This is a genomic window from Candidatus Thiodiazotropha sp. AKAK3 (assembly GCF_058244645.1).
The window spans coordinates 1-22,807 of record NZ_JBSYOQ010000059.1; the positions used below are offsets into that span (position 1 = coordinate 1).

The window sequence follows — 22,807 nt, forward strand, 5'->3', positions numbered from 1 at the left end:
TCACTAAAAACCCCAGATAGTTTGTTCATTACCAGCGTCTCTACACCGACTTGTTAGGTGGTTTTGGTTTTTAGTTGGACATGGTGCGGCAGGGCCGCACCCTACAGATCAATTTAATTCGGGAGTCAGCACGAGCCCCCCTGCGAGTCACTCTCCTCGTTGAATGCAGCAGCCCGTAGCCTGGATGAAGTGCAACGGAATCCGGGAGAACACTGCACCAATCTTCCTGGGTTCCGCTACATTTCATCCAGGCTACCTTGATTTTCGATCTTGACGATTTTGTTGATGCTCCACTTAAAGCCATGATGAATCGTAGGGTACAGCCCTGCCGCACCATCTGGGTGAGCATTCACTAAAAACCCCAGATAGTTTGTTCATTACCAGCGTCTCTACACCGACTTGTTAGGTGGTTTGGTTTTTAGTTGGACATGGTGCGGCAGGGCCGCACCCTACAGATCAATTTATTTCGGGAGTCATTACGATTCAGTTTCGCTCCCCGGCGAATCACTCTCCTCGTTGAATACAGCAGCCCGTAGCCTGGATGAAGTGCAACGGAATCCGGGAGAACACTGCACCAATCTTCCCGGATTCCGCTTCACTCCATCCAGGCTACCTTGCTGTTCGATCTTGACGATTCTGTTGAGGCTAGGGCCATGATGAATCGTAGGGTGCGGCCCTGCCGCACCATCAGGGTGAGCATTCACTAAAACCCCAGATAGTTTGTTCATTACCAGCAGCATCTCTATACCGACTTGTTAGGTGGTTTGGTTTCAGCTGGACTCGTTAGGTGGTTTTGGTTTCAGTTGGACATGGTGCGGCAGGGCCGCACCCTACAGGTGAATTTATTTCGGGAGTCATCACGATTCAGTTTCCGCCCCCCCCGGCGAGGCACTCTCCTCGTTGAATACAGCAACCCGTAGCCTGGATGAAGTGCAACGGAATCCGGGAGAACACTGCACCAATCTTCCCGGATTCCGCTTCACTCCATCCAGGCTACCTTACTTTTCGATCTTGACGATTCTGTTGAGGCTAGGGCCATGATGAATCGTAGGGTGCGGCCCTGCCGCACCATCAGGGTGAGCATTCACTAAAACCCCAAATAGTTTGTTCATTACCAGCAGCATCTCTATACCGACTTGTTAGGTGGTTTGGTTTTAGTTGGACATGGTGCGGCAGGGCCGCACCCTACAGGTGAATTTATTTCGGGAGTCATCACGATTCAGTTTCGCCCCCCTGCGAATCACTCTCCTCGTTGAATACGGCAACCCGTAGCGTGGATGAGGCCATGCCGTACCATAAAGGTTCAGCCGCTTAGTGTTGGATGACTGCGGCTTCCGAGGTCTCAGGCGTATCTGTCACTCTTACCAGTGAGTCACTGGTCGAGGTGTTGAGATAGAAGATATCCTGCTGCGTAGTCTCAACGGGCGGTTCGGCAACTGGAGATCGATCTAATGTCACCTCACACAACATATCCTCTTGGGAATTCGTGTAACAGATAAACCCCCTCAGATCCTCCAACTCGGAAACATCACCAAGATTGACTAGCTCATTTCCACTCACACCATCGAACCCCCGAAGTGTCATACCGGAAATTTCCCGGTTGGTTCGCTCGCCTAAAATAAACATATCATCCGCCCATAAATCATAAATGTTATTGCTTAAATCATAGATCCTGGATTTTTTGAAGCCCACCCATTCGGCATCGGCTGTTTCAAATTGAGTATTGCCATCTTCATCCATTATTCCTGCAAGAAGCGGAATCATTTCATAGCCAGAGGTCACGTAATACTCATAAAAGTAGTAGAAAATTAAATTTTGCTTTGTAAAAAATACTGCCCTGTCGGCATCATCCAGGGTAGCAAGGGTTATCGGCTCGCCCCCTGTCTTATCGATCGCCTTAATCTCCGCATCATTTCCTGTACCTGCATCTATTGTGTAGATCAATCTGCTCTCCATCGCGGAAAATATCCAAATATTGAGGGATGCATCCTCACTCTCTTCAGCAATCTGCGTGGCGGTTGAACTGCCATCGATAGGCGCCCTGTAGAAACGGTTTGAATTAACAAAATAGATGAAGTTATCATCAGCTACATGATTGCTGAACACCTCATTCTGCGGCGGGGTGAAAATAGAGTTCGAAAGGCTGTTAACTTCACCATTGTAGACATAATTCTGCCCATCTATTTCAAGCAGATAACTATTTCGTCCCAACCCGAAAACCATACGCATAGAAGTGTCGCCTTGAGCCAAACCGTCACTGCAATTCAAAAAGTTCTCATCACATCTTCGCAGAGTCCCCTCATCATTAACCAGCCAACCACTAATTGAGGCATCACTGTCGAGATTTCTGAGCCAGACCACTGGATGAAGCGCATCAATGGGCGTATCGGATTCGCCCATTCCCAGGCGGATCATCTTCCAGATATTGTCACTACTCGATAAACAGTCACCATCCTCCCCAGGGAGATGGTAAACCAATTGTGATTGATTGATATCCGAGAAATCCCCGGCACGGTAGACGCCACCATATATATCTGAACGACAGATCTGATCCGCTTCAGTCTCACTGGAGAGCTGCTGTGGCGTCAAATCACCACGCTTTATACTGCTCACTTTATAGAAACTGCCATCAGTCTTGATATAGACCAGGCTATCTGCCATATAGCCTGAAACCCTATTGGTGCTGTTCTCGTATTTCCCCGATGAAAAACTACACAGATCAAGATCCAAATCATCACCACACCCGACTATATCGCTCCCCGCCTCAACTGGAATCGATACAGCGGGAGAGTCAGGGTCGATTGCGAACAGGTTACCCTGATCAACCGAACCACTGGTATAGAACAGATAGCGCCCTGAATCCTCTGTAGGAGTGTTAGTATTCGGCGTATCGCTATCGCCACTGCCGCATGCTGACAGCAGCAGTAAAATAACGACAGAAGGTGCAAATAACTTGAAGTTAAAGGCGAGCTTTCGCCATTCAGACAGTTTATTCATAAATAATCCTTTAATTAAATCTATCCCTATAAACTCATGTCATGCCCTGGTAGCGCTAAGCACAGCAACAGACAGAATATCACTTCCAGGCCAAATCGAAAATCATGGCAATAGACTGGTCGCTCTGACTGCCACTCTGAAAAATGCAAAATCAGCGATTAACCCAAAAAACCGCATCCTGGGTTTGCAAAAAGCTCTCTGCATCTTCACCCTGAAGCAATGCCAGTGTGGCCAGCAGACCCGCCTCGGTACAACTACTGCCCGCAACAGTTACCGAGCGAAGCGCACCTTCAACAGGCCAACCGGTTTTCGGATTGAGAATATGTCCATAACGCCGGCCATTATTGAGAATAAAACGGCGTGCATCACCACTGGTGGCGAGAGCACCCTGATTGACTTTGAGCACTCCCATGGGGGTATTGAGTTGGCCGGGGTTTTCGATTCCGATGGACCAGGGCTTGCCCCCCTTTCTCTGACCCTTGGCATTGATATCTCCACCATAGTTGATCAGAACTGCGCCACGGGTCTCTTTTTGCAGAAGCAACAGTGATCTATCAACCGCATACTCCTTACCCAGCCCACCAAAGTCGATCTCCATGCCATCAGGAAGGGTAAGATAGGGTCTCGACCATGTGAGCTTATGCCAACCCACATGAGACAACACCTGATCAACATCCTGTTTTTCAGGTAGTCTCGATCCACCATCAAAATGCCAGACGCGTCTCAAAACACCAGATGTGATATCAAACATGCCCTCACTTAGCGACCAGCACTGTTGTGCAAAATCGAGCAAGTGGGCAACTTCATCATCGACCTTTACAGGCCGACCTTTGCTGTTGTTAATTTGATGAACGATATTATCGCTACGGTATCGGCTGAACTTAGATTCAATTCGCCAAGCTTCAACCGAAGCAATATCGAGCAATCTTGCCGCCAGACTCTGATCCTCAACTTCCATGAAAATCTCACACGGACTGGCCATGGCTTCAAAAGATCCGAGCCAATACCCCTCTTCAGCTTTCAGACTAACTAAATGATCGATCTCTCTCCCCTCAATCACTAACTACAGCAACACCTTAAAAGTTATAGCTGAGCTGAAAAATTATCGCCTCAACATCAGGGTATAGATCAACATCATTCAGGATACCCGGAAGCGCCCCTTCGGTATTGTCATTACTTTGCAGATAATATTCCAGGCGCAAGCTCAACTCCTGTTCATTAGCTAACGCCACGCCGTACTTCACACCAACTGTGATCCCATTCAGATCCCCCAAACGGTAATCTGCAGAGGCGTGATCAGGCAGGCTATCCCCTTCATTAAGAAAGCGGTGGTAGAAATCTGCTTCACTCTGATCGTAGTACCTGATGTGTGGTTCCAGATAACTTTTACGTCCTAACTTCCAGCGATATCGTAGATCGACTGTGTGAGAGGTAATCCCCCAATCATCCCAGAAATATCGATAGGAGAAATCAACAACATCCGATTTAAAGTGATGCTTGGCCTGCCAGAAAAGACTCTGTTTATTGCGGGAATCAGGACGCTTTTCATAGAGATAATCAACGGGGCGACCGTTATTGTCGACAACGCTGACAATCTTAAAAGGGTCGGTGAGATAGCCATTCACATCACTGAATGAGTAGCTCAACTGCATCACTGTATTTTTATCAACTACCTGAGTTAAACCAAACACCAGATCTACCGTATCTTTTGTATCTTCACCATCCCCACGGGTGGCATTGAATTCAGTTCTGAAGCCATCTTGCCCGGAATCGATAGCCATTGAGGAAAAGGCGATCGGGATATCCCCCTCGGGACTGATCGTGTCATAGGCTAATGAAAGTCCTGCGCTCAGGGTTGTATTGCTTTTGTTAAAATCCCTGGAGAGATTTCCATTGGCACTGAAAGAGGTGTAGTCATACTCGGTAGAGAAGTTAACACCAAAACCTGTCTTGTAATCTCGATTGATCGGCTGTTCCCACTGCGAACTGAGGGCAATCCGGGTGTCTTTAAACGTATCGTCGAGCGGTGTCTCTTCTGCCGATGAGGTGTAGGCACCTTTACCAGAGGGACGGGTAAAGGTTTGTGGCTGATCGCTAGGTGTTGCCCCATTGGCTGAGGCGCCAGTCAGAACATCAAAAACAAGTTTAAGATTGAGAAGCTTCTCATCACCAAAATCCCGTGTGGCGGAAATCACTGGCTCAACAGCATCCACTCGATCAACTTCAGAATAGTAGAGCACTGCGCTATCGAAAGCCCAATCACCCTCCTCAGCAATAGAGTCAGTTGCATCAACACCCAGCAAAGTGCATGTAGCCGCTGTCAAGGCGTGTTTGATTTTTTTATGTTTTTTTAATTGCACCCACAACCTCCCCCGGCAAAACCACGTCCACCACTTGATCCCTCTTTACTGAAATAGATATGGTCATCAAGACCGGAACTGACAGGGTCCGAAATCAGTTGCATCTCTGGTTTAGCAAGAGTACTTCGTTCCCAGGGTTCTACTCCCAGGCTGCTACAACCCGATAGCAATAGAACGACCGGAAGAAAGCACACGGTCAATTTAAGTTCCATACAGGGATTTCTCCTTTTCAATCAATAGCTATGGCCAGAATGCGCCATAGTGGCAGAGTTTTATTAAGTGAACCTTAACCTCATCTGACAGAGACCAAGATCCATACGGTTTTACTCAAGATTAATAGACAGATCTGGTAAGTTGCTGCGGCAAGGGATTGCAACAAACTTCAGCCATGAACTAACCAGGTAATATACTTCAGTTGCGACTGATCACTTCATATACCAACTCTCTTTATCTGGAAGATCACGAAACCTACTGCTTGATAGCCTGCTTGATCTCAGACTCACGCATCTCAGTTTCCGATTCAAAGAACCCGAAATGACTCTTGATGAGTTGACCCTCTCTGTCGATGAGATAGGAGGCGGGCATTCCCTGGAGATCATACTCTTTTGCCAACTTCCCTTCAGGATCATAGGCAATGGTAAAATCAGCAGGCACCTTGCTTAGAAAAAGATCTGCCTGCGAAAGATCCTCATCAATATTTATACCGACAACCTCAAACCCCAGGGCTTGATACTTCTGCTGCATCCTGTTCAACCAAGGAAATGCTGTTCGGCAAGGCGCACACCAGGAGGCCCAGAAGTCGATCAACACCACTTTACCCCGGTAATCCTCCAGACTGAATGATTTATCACTCTGTGCAGCGGATCGACCAGGCTCAGAACCAACATCCCCAGCATTGAGTGCCACTGGAAAAAGCAGAACTGCACATATGATTAAAACTCTATCCCACATAAAATATCTCCACTCTTGCGCCCTTCTCATCACAACTCATCGAATAGCGCCATTGTACTCGAATTAACTACCTGTTCGACCCAAGCTGAAAAAGAAGTTCAAAATATATAGTTCAGCCTTGTCAGGAAACTCTCTATTTTCTAATACAAACTTTAAATCAAGCACAAGCAATCATAGATTGCATCACGTTATAACAGAGACTACTTTTCGGTAGTTGGAGTGAATGATAAGGCTGCAGTGCGGATAAATAGCCTCAGCCCTTTCGGTTACACCTGTTTTTATCGTATTTTTAGATATTCTTGGCGCTTTGCATACCGGTCATCCAGGTATGTTCAGATCACTATGCGGACTCTTGACACCGAAAGCGCCACGTTTCAACACGTAGGTATAGATTTCAGTCAACTTTACATCAGCATGTCCCAATTGTTCTTGAACCATTCTTAGTTCAGCCCCCGATTCCAAAAGATGTGTAGCAAATGAGTGGCGCAACTTAGTGCTCGTGACCTCTTTTCTATGTCTGCACGTTCTGCTGCTGCTTTGATCGATCGAGTGACACCCGATTCATCAATATGGTGTCGGCACAATTTTTTTGTACCCGGCTGAAAGGCTAACTTAGCTGAGGGAAATAGATATTGCCAGTCCAATGAAAGACTGGCATTCGGGTATTTTCTACCCAGCGCACCTGGCATATAGACACCTGCATATTTTTATCTCTTGCTAGTTGTTCTAACGGCCCAATCGAAGTAGTGGATTATACGTGGGATTGTGAGAATAATAATGCTAGAGAATGCCTTGTGAGCTACACAATTACAAACAATGGTGATTTTGTACAAGAGGCAACTGTAAAAATTCGTGCGCACAGAAGACGAAGAATCGATGATGCAGTATCAAACGAGGTTGTCGGTGAAAGTACAATAATTGTTAAACTCGGTCCAAAGGAGGAAAAAAGCCAAAATCATACTATGATTCTTAAACGGAATGTTACTCAAATTGTAGTCAGTGCATATATTTCTAAGTGAAAATCTGTAACAAGAAAGTCATGTCACTCAAAGGCGCGCGCAGCTGATTAAATGCGCTAGGCGATCATTCAAATGAATTCTGGAATCAAAATCAAAAATATTTGGCATGACGACGATATGTATGAGTTTCAGATTTCATCTTCAGATGGTCTGTCTCTTTTCGTTCAAAAGGTATATGTAGGCTATAACGCTTATGACGAATTAATATCGAAAATTGAAATATTTAAAACTTATCTATACGGGGGCATCTACGATATTGAGTTTGGTTCATTTGGTCCCGAGTATGCTAGCGGAGCAATTCATGCTCGCTTGCATTTCCAAGATCGAGGAAAAATATATGTTAGCGTTCATGTACGGTTCAAAGCGTGCTATTAACGACATCGACATATTTGTACCTGAAGAATATTTTAATCATGTAGTCAACCTAGGTAATAATTATGTCTCTAAGCCTGCAAAACACTACATCGAAGAAGCTGAGGGCTGGAATGATAAATACGTCCAGTTCAAGTACGGAGTAACTAAGATAGAAGTTGGTAGCTCGAAGGACATTGAAATATTCGACACATCGCTCAAAGAATGGGTTGAGTTAGAGGTCGATTTTTCAAAAATTGAGTACCGCTCAGTCTATGGCATAAACATTCCATTAATGGCAAAAGAAGACTTAATCAACTATAAAAAAGCTCTTGCACGACCAGTTGATCTTCATGATATTGATGCACTACGCGCAAGCGCATAGTAATGTAATTTTACTCGAACAGGCAAAAGCTCCGGCTTCACCTTAATTTTTTTCCAGCCGCAGAGCTGAGCGTTAACCGTTACTTTTTATAATATATTTAGGAGAATAACGTGTCTGAATGCATCACAAACTTCTTTGACGCCTGGCAAATCGAGGAAGACGAACTTAGACTTGCTAAAATAACTAGTGCAACCATTGAAAATATACGCTACGACGACCCTCGTACACCTGAAACTCTGAATGGCATTGCTGCATTAAATAATTACGTAGGTATGTTTAGTGCAAATGCTCCGGGTTGGTCAGCAAAGGTAGTTAAAAGTGATACTACCGCCAATGCGACACGTGTCACTGTCGTTTTCAGTGGAATGGGCCCTGATGGAAACGAACAAGTTCAACTTGGTCAATATTTTATAGAAAAAGAGGGAGAGAAAATTTCGCGTATGGTGGGATTCGTCGGCACCGGTGAGTAAAAACAACTTTAAGCTTGAGAGTCCTGCGCATAACAAGTTACTGCACAAAGAATTGAACCTCCCCCGGTAATATTCAAACCACATAACAAGGTGCTCATTTTGGAAGCACTCGCAGCGCTCGCTCTCCATATAAACGCAGCACTATAAGCTCCTAAAGTTAAATCGTGATTAGTAGTTACATAGCTTTTGGAATATTTATAATATATTTCCTATACAAAAGCGTATGGATGATTAAGAGCTATAAAATTGATAAAACAGAAAGTAAAAAAATGGCTTCAATAGACACAGCATATGGTAAAGAAACATTTATCATACTGGGTGTTTGCCTATTAGTTCTCTTATTAGGCGGTGTATTTAATTTTTAGCACATGTCTCTAAAACACATAACGAACAAGCCGGTCAAGTACTTGCTCTAAACCTTCGCTCTGGTTTTCGTGTCCCTGCAAGCGATGTTAGTGCTCTTGCTAACCTAGCTATTTTTGATCATGTGATATAGGCATTATTATGCCATATCAATGATCTGGATTATTTCACCCACTAAGTGAACTCATTAGCGCTACAAGAATTTGTAATAATCCTCATTTCGGCAGATGGATGGTAAAGACGGCCCCGGAATCCGCAATATTCTCGACCTCAATTTTACCCCCGTGTTTATTGACGATGATGTCGTAGCAGATACTCAACCCCTGACCAGCTCCCTGGCCGACATCCTTTGTGGTGAAGAACGGATCAAATATGTGATCGCGGATCTCTTCCGGTACACCATCTCCCGTATCGGCAAAGGAGATGGACACGGCCTCGCCCTGCAACTCTGTCGTGATATCTATTTGACCCAGGCTCTCCCCCCGCTTATCTGATGACTCGATAGCCTGAATAGAATTGATGATTAAATTCAGGAAAACCTGGCGCAGTTCATCTATGTTACAGAGAATTTCCGGAAAGTCTGGAGCATAGTGCTTAGTCACGGTAGCCACATCTTTGTAAGAGTTGTGGGTGATTGTAATGACCGAGTCGAGCACATTATGTATATTCCCGATAAGTTTCTCAGCTGCTCCCTGAGGAGAAAACTCTTTCATCGATTGGACGATTTTGGCAATGTGGGTGATTCCCTCCTGAGATTGTCTTATGGCCGCGGGAAGGTCCTCAAGGATGAATTCGATATCCTCGGGTGTGCAGACTTCATTGAAGACTTTAATTCCCTCTGTATTTGGTGTGGATTCAGCAAGCTTCTGTGCGGCTTCAAGGACCGAACGAATTGAGTCCATTGACTCCCCAATATATGCCAGGTTGTTAGTAATATATTGGGCTGGTGTATTAATTTCATGAGCAATACCAGCTGCTAGATACCCGATAGAAGCCAATCGCCCCGCCTGTATGTTCGCCTGCTGGCTCTTGAGCAGATCCGACTGCGCTTTCCTCAGTGCGATTTGATGGCGCACCCGCAATAGGGTAATAGCGGGATTGATCGGCTTGGTAATGTAATCCACTGCACCCAGGTCCAGTCCCTGTGCCTCGTTTGCCTCATCTGACAATGCCGAGACGAAGATGACAGGAATCTCAGCGCTTAGGGGATTGTCCTTGAGCCGGCGCAGCACTTCGTAGCCATCCATGACAGGCATCCTGATATCCAGCAGGATCAGCTCAGGGGGTGGCGAATCGGCCGCCAATTGCAAGGCCTTTGCACCGTTGTTGGCAACAATCACTTCGAATTCGCTGCGCAGAATAGCCATCAACAACTGAAGGTTTTCAATAATGTCATCAACGATGAGGATTAATGGTTTTTCATTGCCGGTTATGTTCATGTCTTCTCCTGCAATTGCGTGCGTAAGAAGGTGATCAGAGCGAGTTCTTCACTGATCTCGAACAGGTCTACCTTAGCGATGATTTAACCTACTGCATCTTCCATATCGCTGCCCGTCACCCACGCACTCAACTCGTCGAGCAACGCTTCGGCTAGGCAAAGGTCATACTAGCATTATAGTCAGCTGCACCAGCTTGGCCAACAGCTTATCCGGACTCAGCGGTACCACAGCTACAAATACTGGAAATACTTGGGCAAGTACCAAATACCGAATACTCGGACGCTTGAAACCTTCCCCCTCCAGGTAGGCGCCTACTTTGAACAAATGTTGCCTGTTCTAAATAAATTTGTCATAGATTCCAAACCAGATAACTACATGCTTTTCTGTAGAAACAAAGAGGAGCATTCTTACGATGATTATCGATAAGACCGCAACTGGGGTAAGTTTCGCAAAGGTAAGAAAATGACTGATCACTTCAGTCAGCAAAGCCATTGGCTCTGATGCAAAGGGGGCTATGGGCCCACTGTTGCCCCATAAACTATAAATCTTCTCAGAACAACTCTGAAAGCCCCTCTCCCTTTACGGGAGAGGGGTTGGGGAGAGGGTGTACGCGAAGCGTTTCATGCGGTTGAAAGAGAAAAACTACATTGATCGTATAAATTCATCTTGCTGATTGTTGGGGATAATAGGATATTCATTCCCCCCCTCTCCCCCAGCCCCTCTCCCGCGAGGGTAGAGGGGAGTTTCGGTACAAACCGGTAACATCATTTACAGATTAGACCGGGTAGATCGTTTACAGGTAGATAATGCATAGGTAAGGAGGAAAGACCTATGCCCTGAAAACGAGAGACCCCAATGGATCAAAAAATGATGTTAATAGGCGATTGGCTAAGTGGTGATTTCAGCAAGTCTGAGCTAGCGAGATATTAGGGCGTCAGTCGACCAACAATTAATAAATGGATCAGTCGATATGTGCAGGAAGGTAACAAAGGCCTTGCAGAGTTCGCCATTCATCACATGGTAATTTGACGACCGCCCGGTGACCTTGGATACTCAAGATAGTTGGAAAAGGGGCTTTTATGTCGTTGATACCTTTCCCAATATACAACGGCGCCGAATCTGTATGTCGTGGGCTGAGTGATAGGCTATTGAATGGGGTAGTCATTTTGAAAATGTTTGGTCTGATCAAGAACAAACCTCTGCTGAATCAAGCTTCCATGGATTGGTTGCTTGCGACCTTTGGCTGGTCATTAAGAAACTTTAACGCCGATTTTTTCCATAAGGATACCCGACTGGTGTTGCCGACCAACGAGTACTTTCCAGGTGTTGTGGATAGCACGGAAGGCATGGCGAAACTGATCTTTGAACAGGTTAAACAATATGCCGGGGTCAGGCATTGGCCAACCTCGGTTATCGATCAAAACCAGTGTCCAGTAATTGACCAGAGGCCGTTACTGTTACAAGGCCCTATCAGAGGCGGGGATGTAGAGGGAAGTATTGTGAAAGATCAGTCGCAACGCCTCTCAATTCCCTATAACCCTCAACAGATCAATAACCCGGAAGGAATGATTGCAAGCTTCGCACACATCCTTGCCTACTATCTAGGACAGATGACTCAGGAGCCACCTCCCGGGGGCGCTGATTATTGGCCGGAAACCACGGAACTGCTGGCTATCTTTATGGGCTTTGGGCTGATGTTCGCCAATAGCGCCTTCACCTTCAAGGGGGGATGCGGTAGTTGTTATAACCCAAGTGCAGTCCGTCAGGCGGCACTCAGTGAGTATGAGGCGACTTATGCTCTGGCACTCTTTGCGGTATTGAAAGAGATCCCGAACGCAACGGTAAGCAGGCACCTGAAAAAGCATCTTCGGGGATTCTACAAAAAGGCGGTGAAGGAGATTCAAGCCAATCAAGATGGCCTCTCGGAGTTAATGAGCACCGGGCGGGAGCTGGCACCCCTGGCCTAAGTTGGCTGAGAGGTTTACCTTTCTCCTATTTGGAGAGCATCGCCAACGAATGATAGGAGGGATATTCAAGATTTCAAGGTCAGTTACCGTTTGACTGAGGCTGGGTTTACAAGATTTCAGGCGGGCGATGTCTGATAGATCTGCAACGAAAACCCACTCACGCTGAACCATTTTCTTCCTGCTTGAATTAACTGCTTTATCCCTTCCTTATATCGATCACTGTGTTGTATTTGTTGCCATAGTTTTTTACGCTATCGAGTCAAGCTTCCGGGTCGATATTCAACCGATCCAGGATAAAAATCCCATACATGATTGTTCGTTCAATTGCACGGTAACTTTCACTTTGAAAGGACGCTGTACTCTTCCTACACTAGGATTTAACTTCCCACGCAAGCGTTCCAGAGTCGTCGTCAACTCAGCAGGAGAGAGGTTTCGACCACTGATTAACATGGCCGGTGGGGCACCTTGGACTGAGCAAAGCGCCATTTCAGTGAACAGTACACCAATTTAGGTTCGACCTTCAAAGGGATTGAACATTGCCTTATGTTCTCTGTTGCGACGATTCATCTGCTTGGTTTCAGGCCCACTACGTCTCAGGGTCGGCTAACGCCAGCTGGAGAAACAATAGTTGTTAAATGACAAAGAAAGCTGAGTATAAAGTTTTGCTCGAGAAGTTAGCAGGATGCTTATTTGTTCGTGATTTCCAACAAGTTTGATTGCCTTATTAATGGAGAAGAGCGATGAAACACCGTCTAGAAACAGATCTGAACGCCACGATTACCCGCGATGATAACGGCACCATACGGGCACTCACTTTTACTGACAATAACTCGTCTACACCGAATAACACCTCAGCGAAGTCCCATCTTCGCCGCCTCGCTGGCGAAATCGGCATCGACATCGGTGAACTCCGGGAGCTTGACCGTCATGCGACCCATGTCGAGCCCAAAAAATCAGGCCCCTCCTTTCATCTCACCGATGAAAAGCGCTTCTTTGATACCACCACCTACGTCTATGCCCAGACCTATCTCGATACACCTGTCTGGGGCGCCGGTATCACAGCGACCAGAAATGATAAAACCGGGCGCATCATTTCGATAGTCAACACAAGCAAAACGGGTATGTATGCCGAACTCCCCCCAGCCCGTGACATCAACCGCTACCGTAAACTCTTCTCTGCTGGTGAGTCAGGCCCCAACTCTGCTAAAAGCTCATCGAAACAGACGCCAGGCGCTCCGACATCACAACTCTCCGAGATTCTCGGCTCATGCCTCGATGGCTACGCAAAGGGCAAAGAGCGTGTAACACCGGAACTTATCTCCGGGCGTTTCTACGTCTACCAGTTTGACCGCGCACGACGTCAGCAGGACTACCTTGAACCACTTCAAAATCAGCAGAAAAACCCTGCTGAACAGATTGAGCATGAAGACCTTCCAACCCTGCCACTCCCCAAACTCCCCGACTCAATCAACGAGGGTAGCTGGCATCTTGTTGCAGAACTTATCATCCGACTACCTTACGAGGGACATCGGATGAACTGGCGGCTTCTGGTCAGTGTCGCAACAGGTGACATTCTCTACATGCGGGCGCTCACCTCTCATGTGAACGGACTCGTCTTCACTTACGACCCGATTGTTTCGACAGGTGACACAGCAAACGACGCCAGCCAAAGCAATGCTGTGCTCAATCCGCTGCGGGACGATGTCGAGCTTCTTGGGCTTGACCCAGCTGTAGGCGGTACACAATCACTTACAGGTGAATATGTCCAAGTGACCAATGTGCACAACCCCAACATTGCACCACCCACCCAGCCTGAGGGTGTTGATTTTGACTACGATGTTCGCACTGATGAGTTTCTTGCGGTCAACGCCTACTATCATAACGACCGTTTTTTCCGTCTGGTTCAGGATCTAGGATTCCCACTCGATACCTATTTCGACGGTACGAGTTTTCCAATCAACGTCGACCACAGAGGGTTCAGTGGCAGCAACAACGGCCATTGCATCGGTGATGGAGATGGCATAGACCATACCTGCTACGGCCGAATCGACAACACCGGCGGAACCCCCACAGGCAATGCCTCGGACTGGTATCTGGTACTGCACGAGCTGGGTGGGCACGGCATCCTCTACGACCATGTGAACGGCCCGAATTTTGGCTTCGCGCACAGTGCTGGCGATAGCTTTGGCATGATTCTGAATGACCCCTATTCCGGATGGCACAATGGCGGCAACAACGACCGCTTCCTGCTTTGGCCCTATTCCGCCTTAGGCCGACGCTCAGACCGCGACCCCGCCGCTGGCTGGGGCTGGGGTGGCGCCAATGATGTCGGTAGCTACTCCTCCGAGCAGATCCTGTCGACAACGCTGTTCCGCGCCTATCGCAGCATCGGCGGTGATTCCACAGCGCTGACCCGACGCGAATTCTCGGCCCATCTTATGGCCTATCTTATACTCCGCGCTGTCAGCACCCTATCCCCTGGGACAAACCCAAACTCCCCGGCAGGTTTCCTCGATGCACTACTGACCGCCGATGCAGGCGACTGGACAACACACGGCCTCTCGGGTGGCGCCTACACCAAGGTATTAGAATGGTCTTTCGAGAGACAGGATCTGAACGACGGTGATCCACCCTTAGTTGACGTCTATATCGACGACGGGCGCGGCGGCGAATATGAATATCTCGCCGACCACCGCGCCACCACCACCATCTGGAACCGTCACCAGCCCGATGGCAGCAGCGCGCATCAGGAACCAGTGATCGGTACCAACTACGCCTATGTCCGGATCAAAAACCGCGGTAGCTCGACCGCCAATCAGGTCAATGTCCGGGGTTTCCATTGCAAGCCGCTTGAGGGACATCTCTGGCCCACAGATTTCAAAGCCATGGAGACTGCGGAGATTGGCGCAGCCACGATCCAGCCGAACGACAGCGAAGAGATCGTAGTCGGCCCCTTCGCATGGGTTCCGAACCCGAACGAAGACGGCGATGACAGCATGATGATGGTGGTCTCGGCCGAGGGTGATCCGGACAACGCAGACAAATACCATGCAGGTCGCACCATCGAGGATTGGCGACTCGTTCCCAATGACAACAACATCGCAATCCGCACAGTACAACTCCGCTCACGGCTTGTCACCGTACTGCCTGATACTGGCGCCTTCATGAATGTCTGTGTCGGCAGATCAAAAGATATGATGCTGACGCTCTCCAATAGTGGGTTTGGCATGCTCTCGATAACCAACATCGTTTCGAATTCGGGGGAATTCATTGCGCCCGGCGTAATCGCCTACCCTATCGTGATCGCCTCTGGAGACAGCATTGACTTACCCATACGCTTCCAGCCTACCTCTTTCGGTAATAAGGCGGGGTTAATCCGAGTCTTCTCCAACGACCCTGACGGGGTTCGCGTACTCAACGTCTCTGGTAAAGCAGCGCCGCCACGCCTGGTTTCAGCAATCGCTGACAATGGTGATTTCGGCAACACCTGCATCGGTGACTTCACCGACCGGATGTTGACCCTCTCAAACAGCGCCCACTGTCCGCTGACGATCCAGAGCATCGCCTCGTCGAGCGCCGAATTTGTCCTCCCAAGCGTGCAGAGCTACCCCATCATCATCGGTGCGGGCGACAGCCTCCAACTGCCTATTCGGTTGCAGCCATCCGATTTCGGTGCAAAGACGGGCATGCTCACGATCAACAGTGACGATCCCCAGGGACCGAAGAAGATTAAGGTCACTGGCACTGCGCCTCCAGGGCGTCTGTCGATCACCGGCTCGACCTGTATTGGCGGCGTCAAGGCCTGCTGTGTAGGAGAGCAGATACTCACCCTCACGAATACAGGCCACTGCCAGCTTCAAATCACCCATGTCGGTCTTGCTCGTCAGAGCAAGTACTGGAAACTGGTCAACAACCCATTCCCTGCAACGCTCCAGCCGGGCGCAAGCCTCGACATCCTCATACGTTACAAAGCTGAGGAGAAATGCCCACGGGCCCAGGGTCTGGTGATCAAGAGTGACGATCCACAAAACCCGAAAACCACCCTTGACCTACTCGCTTACACCGTCTGGGAAAAAGCACCGAGAAAGGATTGCGACGAGTGTGGCTGCAGCGAGTGCTGTTGTGATCGCAGTTGTACGCCCCAAAGCCTCGATGCCTGCTGTTTCGACGAAGAGTGCGAGAAGAAAGACGACGCCTGTTAACCCGCCTGCGGGGACCGAACCAGCACGGTCCCCGCTACTGTACAGGAGGCATTTCCACCTATGGTTAAGCGTTTTCACTCATAACCTTGCAGAAGAAACAGTTTCTCGCTTGAGTCAGATAAAACTAAACATTCAAAACCTGATAAAACAGAGATGGAAAGGTGCTTAATAGGATTTTACCGACTTAGCGGTAAACGTTGAAGGTACAGTGCTTAGATCGTGTTATCGAAATTGGGGCTCCTATTCTTTTTCTTTTTTGATGCTATCCATCTAACCATTTCACAGGTGGAAACCTAACGCTGAAAAAAAGATTCCACTTCCTGAAAAACCCCTCAAATTGCTCCATTTTCTGCAGAGCACCTAAAGATTTCACCTTGAAATGACGATAGGTTTTACTACTTAAAACCTGTTTTTAACCTTGCCTAAGAGGCGCAACAGACTGTTACACGCGTACTGCGAACAACTCCCAGACTATCAGCAGGTCATATATTCAGGGCATGGAACAGCAGAGTTTTTACTAAAGCTCAGTTGCTAAGGATTGACATGCTTATATTCAGCAAAAATACTACAGGAAGGTACTTCGATCGTACTTATGCAGTTCATTGCATACTCTTTCTTATGCTATTAATTCCTAAGTATGCACTGACACAACAGATCGATGCCTGCCTAAATAGTAGTAGCCCCTGCAATCTACTTACCTCAACAACACCACAGCTATCTGATATAAACTCAGATCAACAGATAGTTGAGAATGACTTGAATAGTAATATTACCTCTCGGCACGATACGGAGCATGACACAGTCAGTTCTATCTCAAACCTTCTGCAGCCATATTTATCAGGCAATACTAATGCACTCCCCATCAGTTACGCCATTGCAGAGACCTGTATGAATAAAATGAAAAGCCCGCGCTTACAGCAAGACTGCAATGCCTTGATCAATGCTGCACGAGAAAATGACACTCAAACCACCTCAGCCCTACTGCAGATTATACCGAGGCATGCCAGCAAAACTAATCAGATAGCTAGAGCGGGCAGCGTGGCACAGATTAATAATTTAAAATCCCGATTCAATTCATTGCGTACAGGTCGCCGGGGTTTGTCACTTCAGGAATTTGATCTACATATCTATGATCAAAAATTACCCATTGGTAAAATTAACAACGCTTACGAAAAACAGCGTAAACAGAGGAGTGGTTTAGATGCAGATCAGTTGAGAATCGACTCAAATTACGGGGTGTTCTTCACCGGTGATATCGTTACCAGTAAAAGCAGTTTAGTTGACCCAGACTCAAGCCTTAAGTTTAATACTCAGGGCGTGACATTTGGTACAGACTACCGTCTTACAGATCGACTGATTTTAGGCAGCGCTTTGGGTTATATAGATACCAATACCAGCTTAATGAATGGTACAGGCGACCTGGATACAAAAGGTTACAGCTTCAGTCTCTACGGCACATACTCTGGAAGAGAAAAATACCATCTCGATTTTGCAGCCAGCTACGGAATAAACAATATTCAGCAACAGCGACTTATTAGCTATCAACTTGATCAGTCTGACCCTGTCATTCAACAGATGATGGCTAACTATAATAGCGACAAATTTACTCTTTTTTTCGGTTCAGGTTACGACTTCAGAAATAAATTCTGGACCTTTGAACCACGCATGGATTTACAATACATCAGATCAAATGTAGATGGATTTAGGGAACAGTCTGTAGATACTAATACTCAGGGCAGCAGCTGGGCTTCACGGACTAGCGCCATCAATCGGCATTGGCTGGCATGGAATCTGGGTGGAAAACTCAGCTACACACAGGATATGAACTGGGGCACACTCATGCCCTTTTCAAGCATCGATTGGCTACATGAATACAAAGATAGTGCACAAAATCTTAATGCCTTTTTCCTTTATGACTCAGATGGCAACGCCATTCCAATAACCACCAGTGATCCCGACAGAGATTATCTAAGATTAAAGATCGGCACCTCAGCAAAATTCAAACGAGGAGCAGAAGCCTACATCAACTATGGCACCTCATTTGTACACAACAACTGGAGCGGACAAACTTTTAAAGTTGGCTTTCGAATGGATTTATAGGTAGCAACATACACAGCGGGAAATAGTGTGGTTAAAAGACGAAGCTACCACTCTCACAAGTCCTCAGTATCTTACGTAGGTAGGGAGAGATGTGCAACTGGAACATCGTTTACAGATTAGACCGGGTAGATCGTTTACACATTATTGGCTCACAAATCTTTGACGTATAGGGTCCATAGTGCCTATATGCCATGTGCTGAAAAATAGTTCTAATTGGTCATGATCATTTATCTTCAAACCAACAAGCTCTCCTATAAGTGCAGCTGAGGTATACAATAATTGTCCCCGCCACTTGATCTCACCATTACTACGGACTCTCCGCACTTCAAACTCATCACCATACTCAATATCAGCTATTTTCATGGGGTAAGCTCGTTCAGAGGGATAGTATCGTGATGATGGTGTTTCCATTCCTAATGCTTCATGTGGACGTTGGTTATTAAACTCCACCACAAATGCATTGAACACGGCCTGTTGTCTACGCAGATTCTGGGCCGGAGGGTTTAGGGTCGCCGCTTTAAGTGAGCGGTGCATACGTTCATGACGTCCGTTTTGATCTGGACGTCCGGGCTTTATCCGTTCCGGGGTTATACCCAGCTTAAGCCACCATACCGATAAGGTTGACAGGCCTGACAATCCGGTTGATGCAAATGGTGCCCCATTGTCGCTACGTATTGCATCCGGTAACCCATATTCACGGAATGCCCATTCCAGCCAAGGTTGCGTCTCCTCTAGTCTTGGTTGATGCAACCCTTGGCAAGCCAGCAAATAGCGGCTGTCATTATCCGTTAGCGTCAGCGGGTAACACCAGCGACCATCCCCCGTTCTGAATTGTCCTTTGTAATCCACGCTCCATACTTGGTTCGGCTTTTTACAATGACTTAAGGGTTGTTCGTAAAGCGGCGTCTTATGAATACGCCGGCGCCGACTAACCAAGCCAGCCTTACGAAGAATCTCTCCTGCTGTGCTGGCAGCTGGCCAGACCGTTCGAGGGCTCTGCTTCCGCAGATGCCGTACAAGTTTTTTCGGCCCCCAATCCATATGCTGCTGCTTTGCTTTGATCAGCCTCTGGACGACTTTATCGCCTGTTTGGTGGGGGCAACTAAGGGGGGCTCGACTGCGCTCCTCAAGACCTTTGTTACCTTCCTGCACATATCGACTGATCCATTTATGAACTGTTGGTCGACTGATGCCGTAATATCTCGCTAGCTCAGACTTGCTGAAGTCACCACTCAGCCAATCGCCTATTAACATCATTTTTTGATCCATTGGGGTCTCTCGTTTCCAGGGCATAGGTCTTTCCTCCTTACCTATGCATTATCTACCTGTAAACGATCTACCCAGTCTAATCTGTAAATGATGATACCGGTTTGTACCAGACTCCCCTCTCCCCTCGCGGGAGAGGGGCCGGGAGAGAGGGGGAGAATGAACACCCTACTTCCCCCAACAATCAGCAAGATAAATATGAACGATCAATGCAGTTCTTTATTCTTTCAATCACATGAAACGCTTCGCGTACACCCTCTCCCCAACCCCTCTCCCGTAAAGGGAGAGGGGCTTTCAGAGTTGTTCGGAGAAGATTTAAAGTTTATGTGACAGCAGTGACTAAAATTCCTAATTTTACTAGTGGGAATACTATTTTTACGATATCCAAGAAAGTTGACAGATAGGAAATTCGTGCAACCCTTCTTTTTGTCATAAATACTTAATTTGCTGATTTTTTTAAATTGCGCCTGCTCAGGCATTAATTTTTTTATATATTAAAGACACATACCCTCTGAACCGATGTTTTGCTCAAGTAGATAGGTTATTAAGTCTTCATCGTTCAATGGCTTTGAAAAGTAGTACCCCTGTAAAATATGGCATCCACACTGTTTTAGAAGTTCGACGTGTTCTTTCTGTTCAACACCTTCGGCGATAATATCCAGGTTAAGATGTTGTCCGATTTGAATGATTATTTCAGATAGATGAGCGCTATCTTCATCGACTAATAAGTTAAAAACAAAACTTTGGTCTATTTTGAGTTCAGTGATGGGTAATTTGCTTACCATGCTCAATGAGGAGAAGCCTGTGCCAAAATCATCAAGAGAGATTCCTATTCCCTGGTCTAGTAAACTTTGAAGCGTATGAATAATCTTATCACTGTCGTCAATCATGATGCTTTCAGTGACTTCCAGAACAAGTTTTTCAAACGGAAACTTTAGCTTGTTAATGATTTTGCTGACGTTTGCAATGAAGTTTTCATCAACCAGTTGGCGTACAGAGACGTTGACTGAGAGTTTAAATTTCTGATCTGTTTGTTCCCAAAGATTTTGCGTCGTTTTGCACGCAATTTCCAGAATATGCATTCCCAGAGGGATGATAAAGCCCGCCTCCTCGGCTATAGGAATAAATTCAGCGGGTGATATCTCTCCTAAATCATGGCTCTTCCATCTCGCCAATGCTTCCACACCAATGACTGAATTGGATTTTATATCTATCTGTGGTTGATATGCGATGTAGAACTCATCACGCTCCAGGGCAGAATTAAAAAGCTCTTGGATAATCGATCTACGTTCTATTTTCTTATAAAAATCCTGATCGAAAAAGGTAAGGCGATCCTTTTTCTTCTTCGCCTGGTTTAGGGCGATATCGGCAAAACGCATGAGCTCTTCCGAGTTATCGGAATCAGAGGGATATACAGTTACCCCCATACTCGCGCTGATATGTAGTGCATTATATTCTAAATCGAATGGGAGTTTGATTAATTCAAGTACATTCAGGTAGACATCGACTGCTTTTTCAGGAACGTGTGGAATTATCAGTGCAAACTCATCTCCACTGAATCGCGCACAATGTATATCATCCTCAATTACTGTCATGAGCCGTTCAGCAACCTGGGCGAGTACCTTGTCTCCAGTTCTATGCCCATATAGATCATTTACGGTTTTAAAATTATCGAGATCAACAAAGGCGAGGCAGAACTGCTTTTCTTTGGCGATGTAAATTCCTATCTGCTGACTAATCGCAAATCGATTCATCAATCCTGTGACGTTATCGTGCTTCGCTTGATACTCTAATGCTGCGATTGCTTTTTTCTCTTTCTTGGAAACAATGTAGAAGAAAAGGTAGAGGATCAACCAGAAAAAGAGTGTAGCAAGGGCAATTTTTTTCGCGATGGGTGTGAATCCTTTGATTGCTTCTCTGTGAGCGCGAGTCAGAGATATATATATCTCATATTTTGGAATATAAGTTACGGATATGTAGCGTAGATACTCATTGCGGTCTATATAGGGTTGAAGTATACGCTGCTTTCCTTTGAGCTTACGCAAGTTAAACTGATCGACAACAGCTTCTGGCAAGGGAACCTGAAAAAAGATGTAATCTCGCGGATAATTGATCTTGTAATCCAGCATGTAAAAATCATTGGAAATTACTGCTGAGGCTATATCATCAGGGATATTGTCATGGTTAAACAGTGCGTTTCCACTTTCCGCATCTAACCATGAGGCTACGACGTACTGTTTGCCCTCAGCTGACCGAAACGCTAAACGTAATGGAAGTATCCATTTATCAAAGAAAGGATTGTAGTAGGTATGACCCAACACCATGTGGCTGCGGTTTAACGTATCTATAAAAGTACTGACGGTTGCACTATTTTTTTTCAGATTGGGAAACTTTTCTTTGCTGCTGTGGGTTGCAATAATCAAATTACCTTCAGAATCAAAAAGACCCATTCCAATAATATTGGCGCTGTTCTTGACTCGAGAGTCTAAGAGATTCAATGATCGATCAGGGTGCGCGATTGCGTCCATCTCAACCAGGCGTTCTGAGAGAATTCTTAATACTGACTCCTGTGCAAAAAGGCGTGACTCTACCCATCCCTCTTTCACTAGTGTATTAAATTGATCGAGATCCCTAAATTTGCCATCGAGTACGTCATTATAAAAGTAGCGTGCGATTAAAAGTGACAAAATGATTGTAATGATTGATAGCAGCCAATAGAGCCGCCAAATTGGAGAGACATTGCTTAGAGCCGGAATTTTCATCTGCCGAGTATAATGTAAACGACGCTTAATATGAGCTAAAGCAACTCCACACTGGGGGTAAATATTGACATTGATTGAGATTTATCAATTCAACGGCCCTGCCACCATGCTGCTAAAAACTGTACTGGGCTAATTCGATACATTAGTATCTATTGAATTGCTTAAACCTAATGCG

Annotated in this window: 16 protein-coding genes; 6 read left to right on the forward strand and 10 right to left on the reverse strand. The window is 46.4% G+C overall.

The window, feature by feature from the left end:
• Positions 1 to 476: 476 nt before the first annotated feature.
• The 7 genes from AC4IE7_RS14580 to AC4IE7_RS14610 all read right to left on the reverse strand — a co-directional run bounded on the left by AC4IE7_RS14580 (position 477) and on the right by AC4IE7_RS14610 (position 6,797).
• Positions 477 to 728, reverse strand: a complete 252-nt coding sequence (locus AC4IE7_RS14580; RefSeq protein WP_490777583.1) for a hypothetical protein — start codon at positions 726 to 728, stop codon at positions 477 to 479.
• 583 nt (positions 729 to 1,311) lie between these two features.
• Positions 1,312 to 2,997, reverse strand: a complete 1,686-nt coding sequence (locus AC4IE7_RS14585; RefSeq protein ID WP_490777584.1) for a hypothetical protein — start codon at positions 2,995 to 2,997, stop codon at positions 1,312 to 1,314.
• A gap of 151 nt (positions 2,998 to 3,148) precedes the next feature.
• Positions 3,149 to 4,057 carry an FAD:protein FMN transferase gene (locus tag AC4IE7_RS14590; protein ID WP_490777585.1) on the reverse strand — a complete coding sequence of 303 codons (909 nt, stop codon included), beginning with the start codon at positions 4,055 to 4,057 and terminating at the stop codon, positions 3,149 to 3,151.
• Between the two features lie 16 nt (positions 4,058 to 4,073).
• Positions 4,074 to 5,357 carry a DUF3570 domain-containing protein gene (locus AC4IE7_RS14595; RefSeq protein WP_490777586.1) on the reverse strand — a complete coding sequence of 428 codons (1,284 nt, stop codon included), beginning with the start codon at positions 5,355 to 5,357 and terminating at the stop codon, positions 4,074 to 4,076.
• Complete coding sequence (locus tag AC4IE7_RS14600; protein WP_490777587.1) at positions 5,348 to 5,569, reverse strand: DUF4266 domain-containing protein; 222 nt, start codon at positions 5,567 to 5,569, stop codon at positions 5,348 to 5,350. The genes AC4IE7_RS14595 and AC4IE7_RS14600 overlap by 10 nt, the downstream gene beginning before the upstream one ends.
• A 256-nt stretch (positions 5,570 to 5,825) precedes the next feature.
• Positions 5,826 to 6,308 carry a TlpA disulfide reductase family protein gene (locus AC4IE7_RS14605; RefSeq protein ID WP_490777588.1) on the reverse strand — a complete coding sequence of 161 codons (483 nt, stop codon included), beginning with the start codon at positions 6,306 to 6,308 and terminating at the stop codon, positions 5,826 to 5,828.
• A gap of 318 nt (positions 6,309 to 6,626) precedes the next feature.
• Positions 6,627 to 6,797 (reverse strand): tyrosine-type recombinase/integrase, encoded by a 171-nt coding sequence (locus AC4IE7_RS14610; protein ID WP_490777589.1) that lies wholly within the window; start codon positions 6,795 to 6,797, stop codon positions 6,627 to 6,629.
• 305 nt (positions 6,798 to 7,102) lie between these two features.
• On the opposite strand from AC4IE7_RS14610, the gene AC4IE7_RS14615 reads away from it, so the two are divergent.
• From AC4IE7_RS14615 to AC4IE7_RS14625, 3 genes are all read left to right on the forward strand, one after another.
• On the forward strand, positions 7,103 to 7,327 hold the full coding sequence (locus AC4IE7_RS14615; RefSeq protein ID WP_490777590.1) for a hypothetical protein: 225 nt from the start codon (positions 7,103 to 7,105) through the stop codon (positions 7,325 to 7,327).
• A 337-nt stretch (positions 7,328 to 7,664) separates the two neighbouring features.
• Entirely contained in the window at positions 7,665 to 8,063 is a 399-nt protein-coding gene (locus tag AC4IE7_RS14620) for a hypothetical protein (RefSeq protein ID WP_490777591.1), read from the forward strand.
• A gap of 110 nt (positions 8,064 to 8,173) precedes the next feature.
• Positions 8,174 to 8,533: a hypothetical protein gene (locus tag AC4IE7_RS14625; RefSeq protein ID WP_490777592.1), complete on the forward strand. Its 360-nt coding sequence runs from the start codon at positions 8,174 to 8,176 to the stop codon at positions 8,531 to 8,533.
• A 578-nt stretch (positions 8,534 to 9,111) separates the two neighbouring features.
• Here AC4IE7_RS14625 and AC4IE7_RS14630 read toward each other — a convergent pair.
• Complete coding sequence (locus AC4IE7_RS14630) at positions 9,112 to 10,335, reverse strand: sensor histidine kinase (RefSeq protein WP_490777593.1); 1,224 nt, start codon at positions 10,333 to 10,335, stop codon at positions 9,112 to 9,114.
• Between the two features lie 1,079 nt (positions 10,336 to 11,414).
• Between AC4IE7_RS14630 and AC4IE7_RS14635 the strand changes: the two genes are divergently transcribed.
• The 3 genes from AC4IE7_RS14635 to AC4IE7_RS14645 all read left to right on the forward strand — a co-directional run bounded on the left by AC4IE7_RS14635 (position 11,415) and on the right by AC4IE7_RS14645 (position 18,604).
• Positions 11,415 to 12,302, forward strand: a complete 888-nt coding sequence (locus AC4IE7_RS14635; RefSeq protein WP_490777594.1) for a hypothetical protein — start codon at positions 11,415 to 11,417, stop codon at positions 12,300 to 12,302.
• Positions 12,303 to 13,042: 740 nt separating this feature from the next.
• Positions 13,043 to 16,504, forward strand: coding sequence for a choice-of-anchor D domain-containing protein (locus AC4IE7_RS14640; RefSeq protein WP_490777595.1), 3,462 nt, complete (start codon positions 13,043 to 13,045; stop codon positions 16,502 to 16,504).
• A gap of 888 nt (positions 16,505 to 17,392) precedes the next feature.
• The gene (locus AC4IE7_RS14645) at positions 17,393 to 18,604 is read left to right on the forward strand and encodes an autotransporter outer membrane beta-barrel domain-containing protein (RefSeq protein ID WP_490777596.1); all 1,212 of its coding nucleotides are present in this window, start codon (positions 17,393 to 17,395) and stop codon (positions 18,602 to 18,604) included.
• A gap of 141 nt (positions 18,605 to 18,745) precedes the next feature.
• On the opposite strand, the gene AC4IE7_RS14650 is transcribed toward AC4IE7_RS14645, so the two are convergent.
• Both AC4IE7_RS14650 and AC4IE7_RS14655 read right to left on the reverse strand, forming a co-directional pair.
• Positions 18,746 to 19,897, reverse strand: a complete 1,152-nt coding sequence (locus AC4IE7_RS14650; RefSeq protein ID WP_490777597.1) for an integrase core domain-containing protein — start codon at positions 19,895 to 19,897, stop codon at positions 18,746 to 18,748.
• A gap of 467 nt (positions 19,898 to 20,364) precedes the next feature.
• The gene (locus tag AC4IE7_RS14655) at positions 20,365 to 22,632 is read right to left on the reverse strand and encodes a bifunctional diguanylate cyclase/phosphodiesterase (protein WP_490777598.1); all 2,268 of its coding nucleotides are present in this window, start codon (positions 22,630 to 22,632) and stop codon (positions 20,365 to 20,367) included.
• Positions 22,633 to 22,807 lie beyond the last annotated feature (175 nt).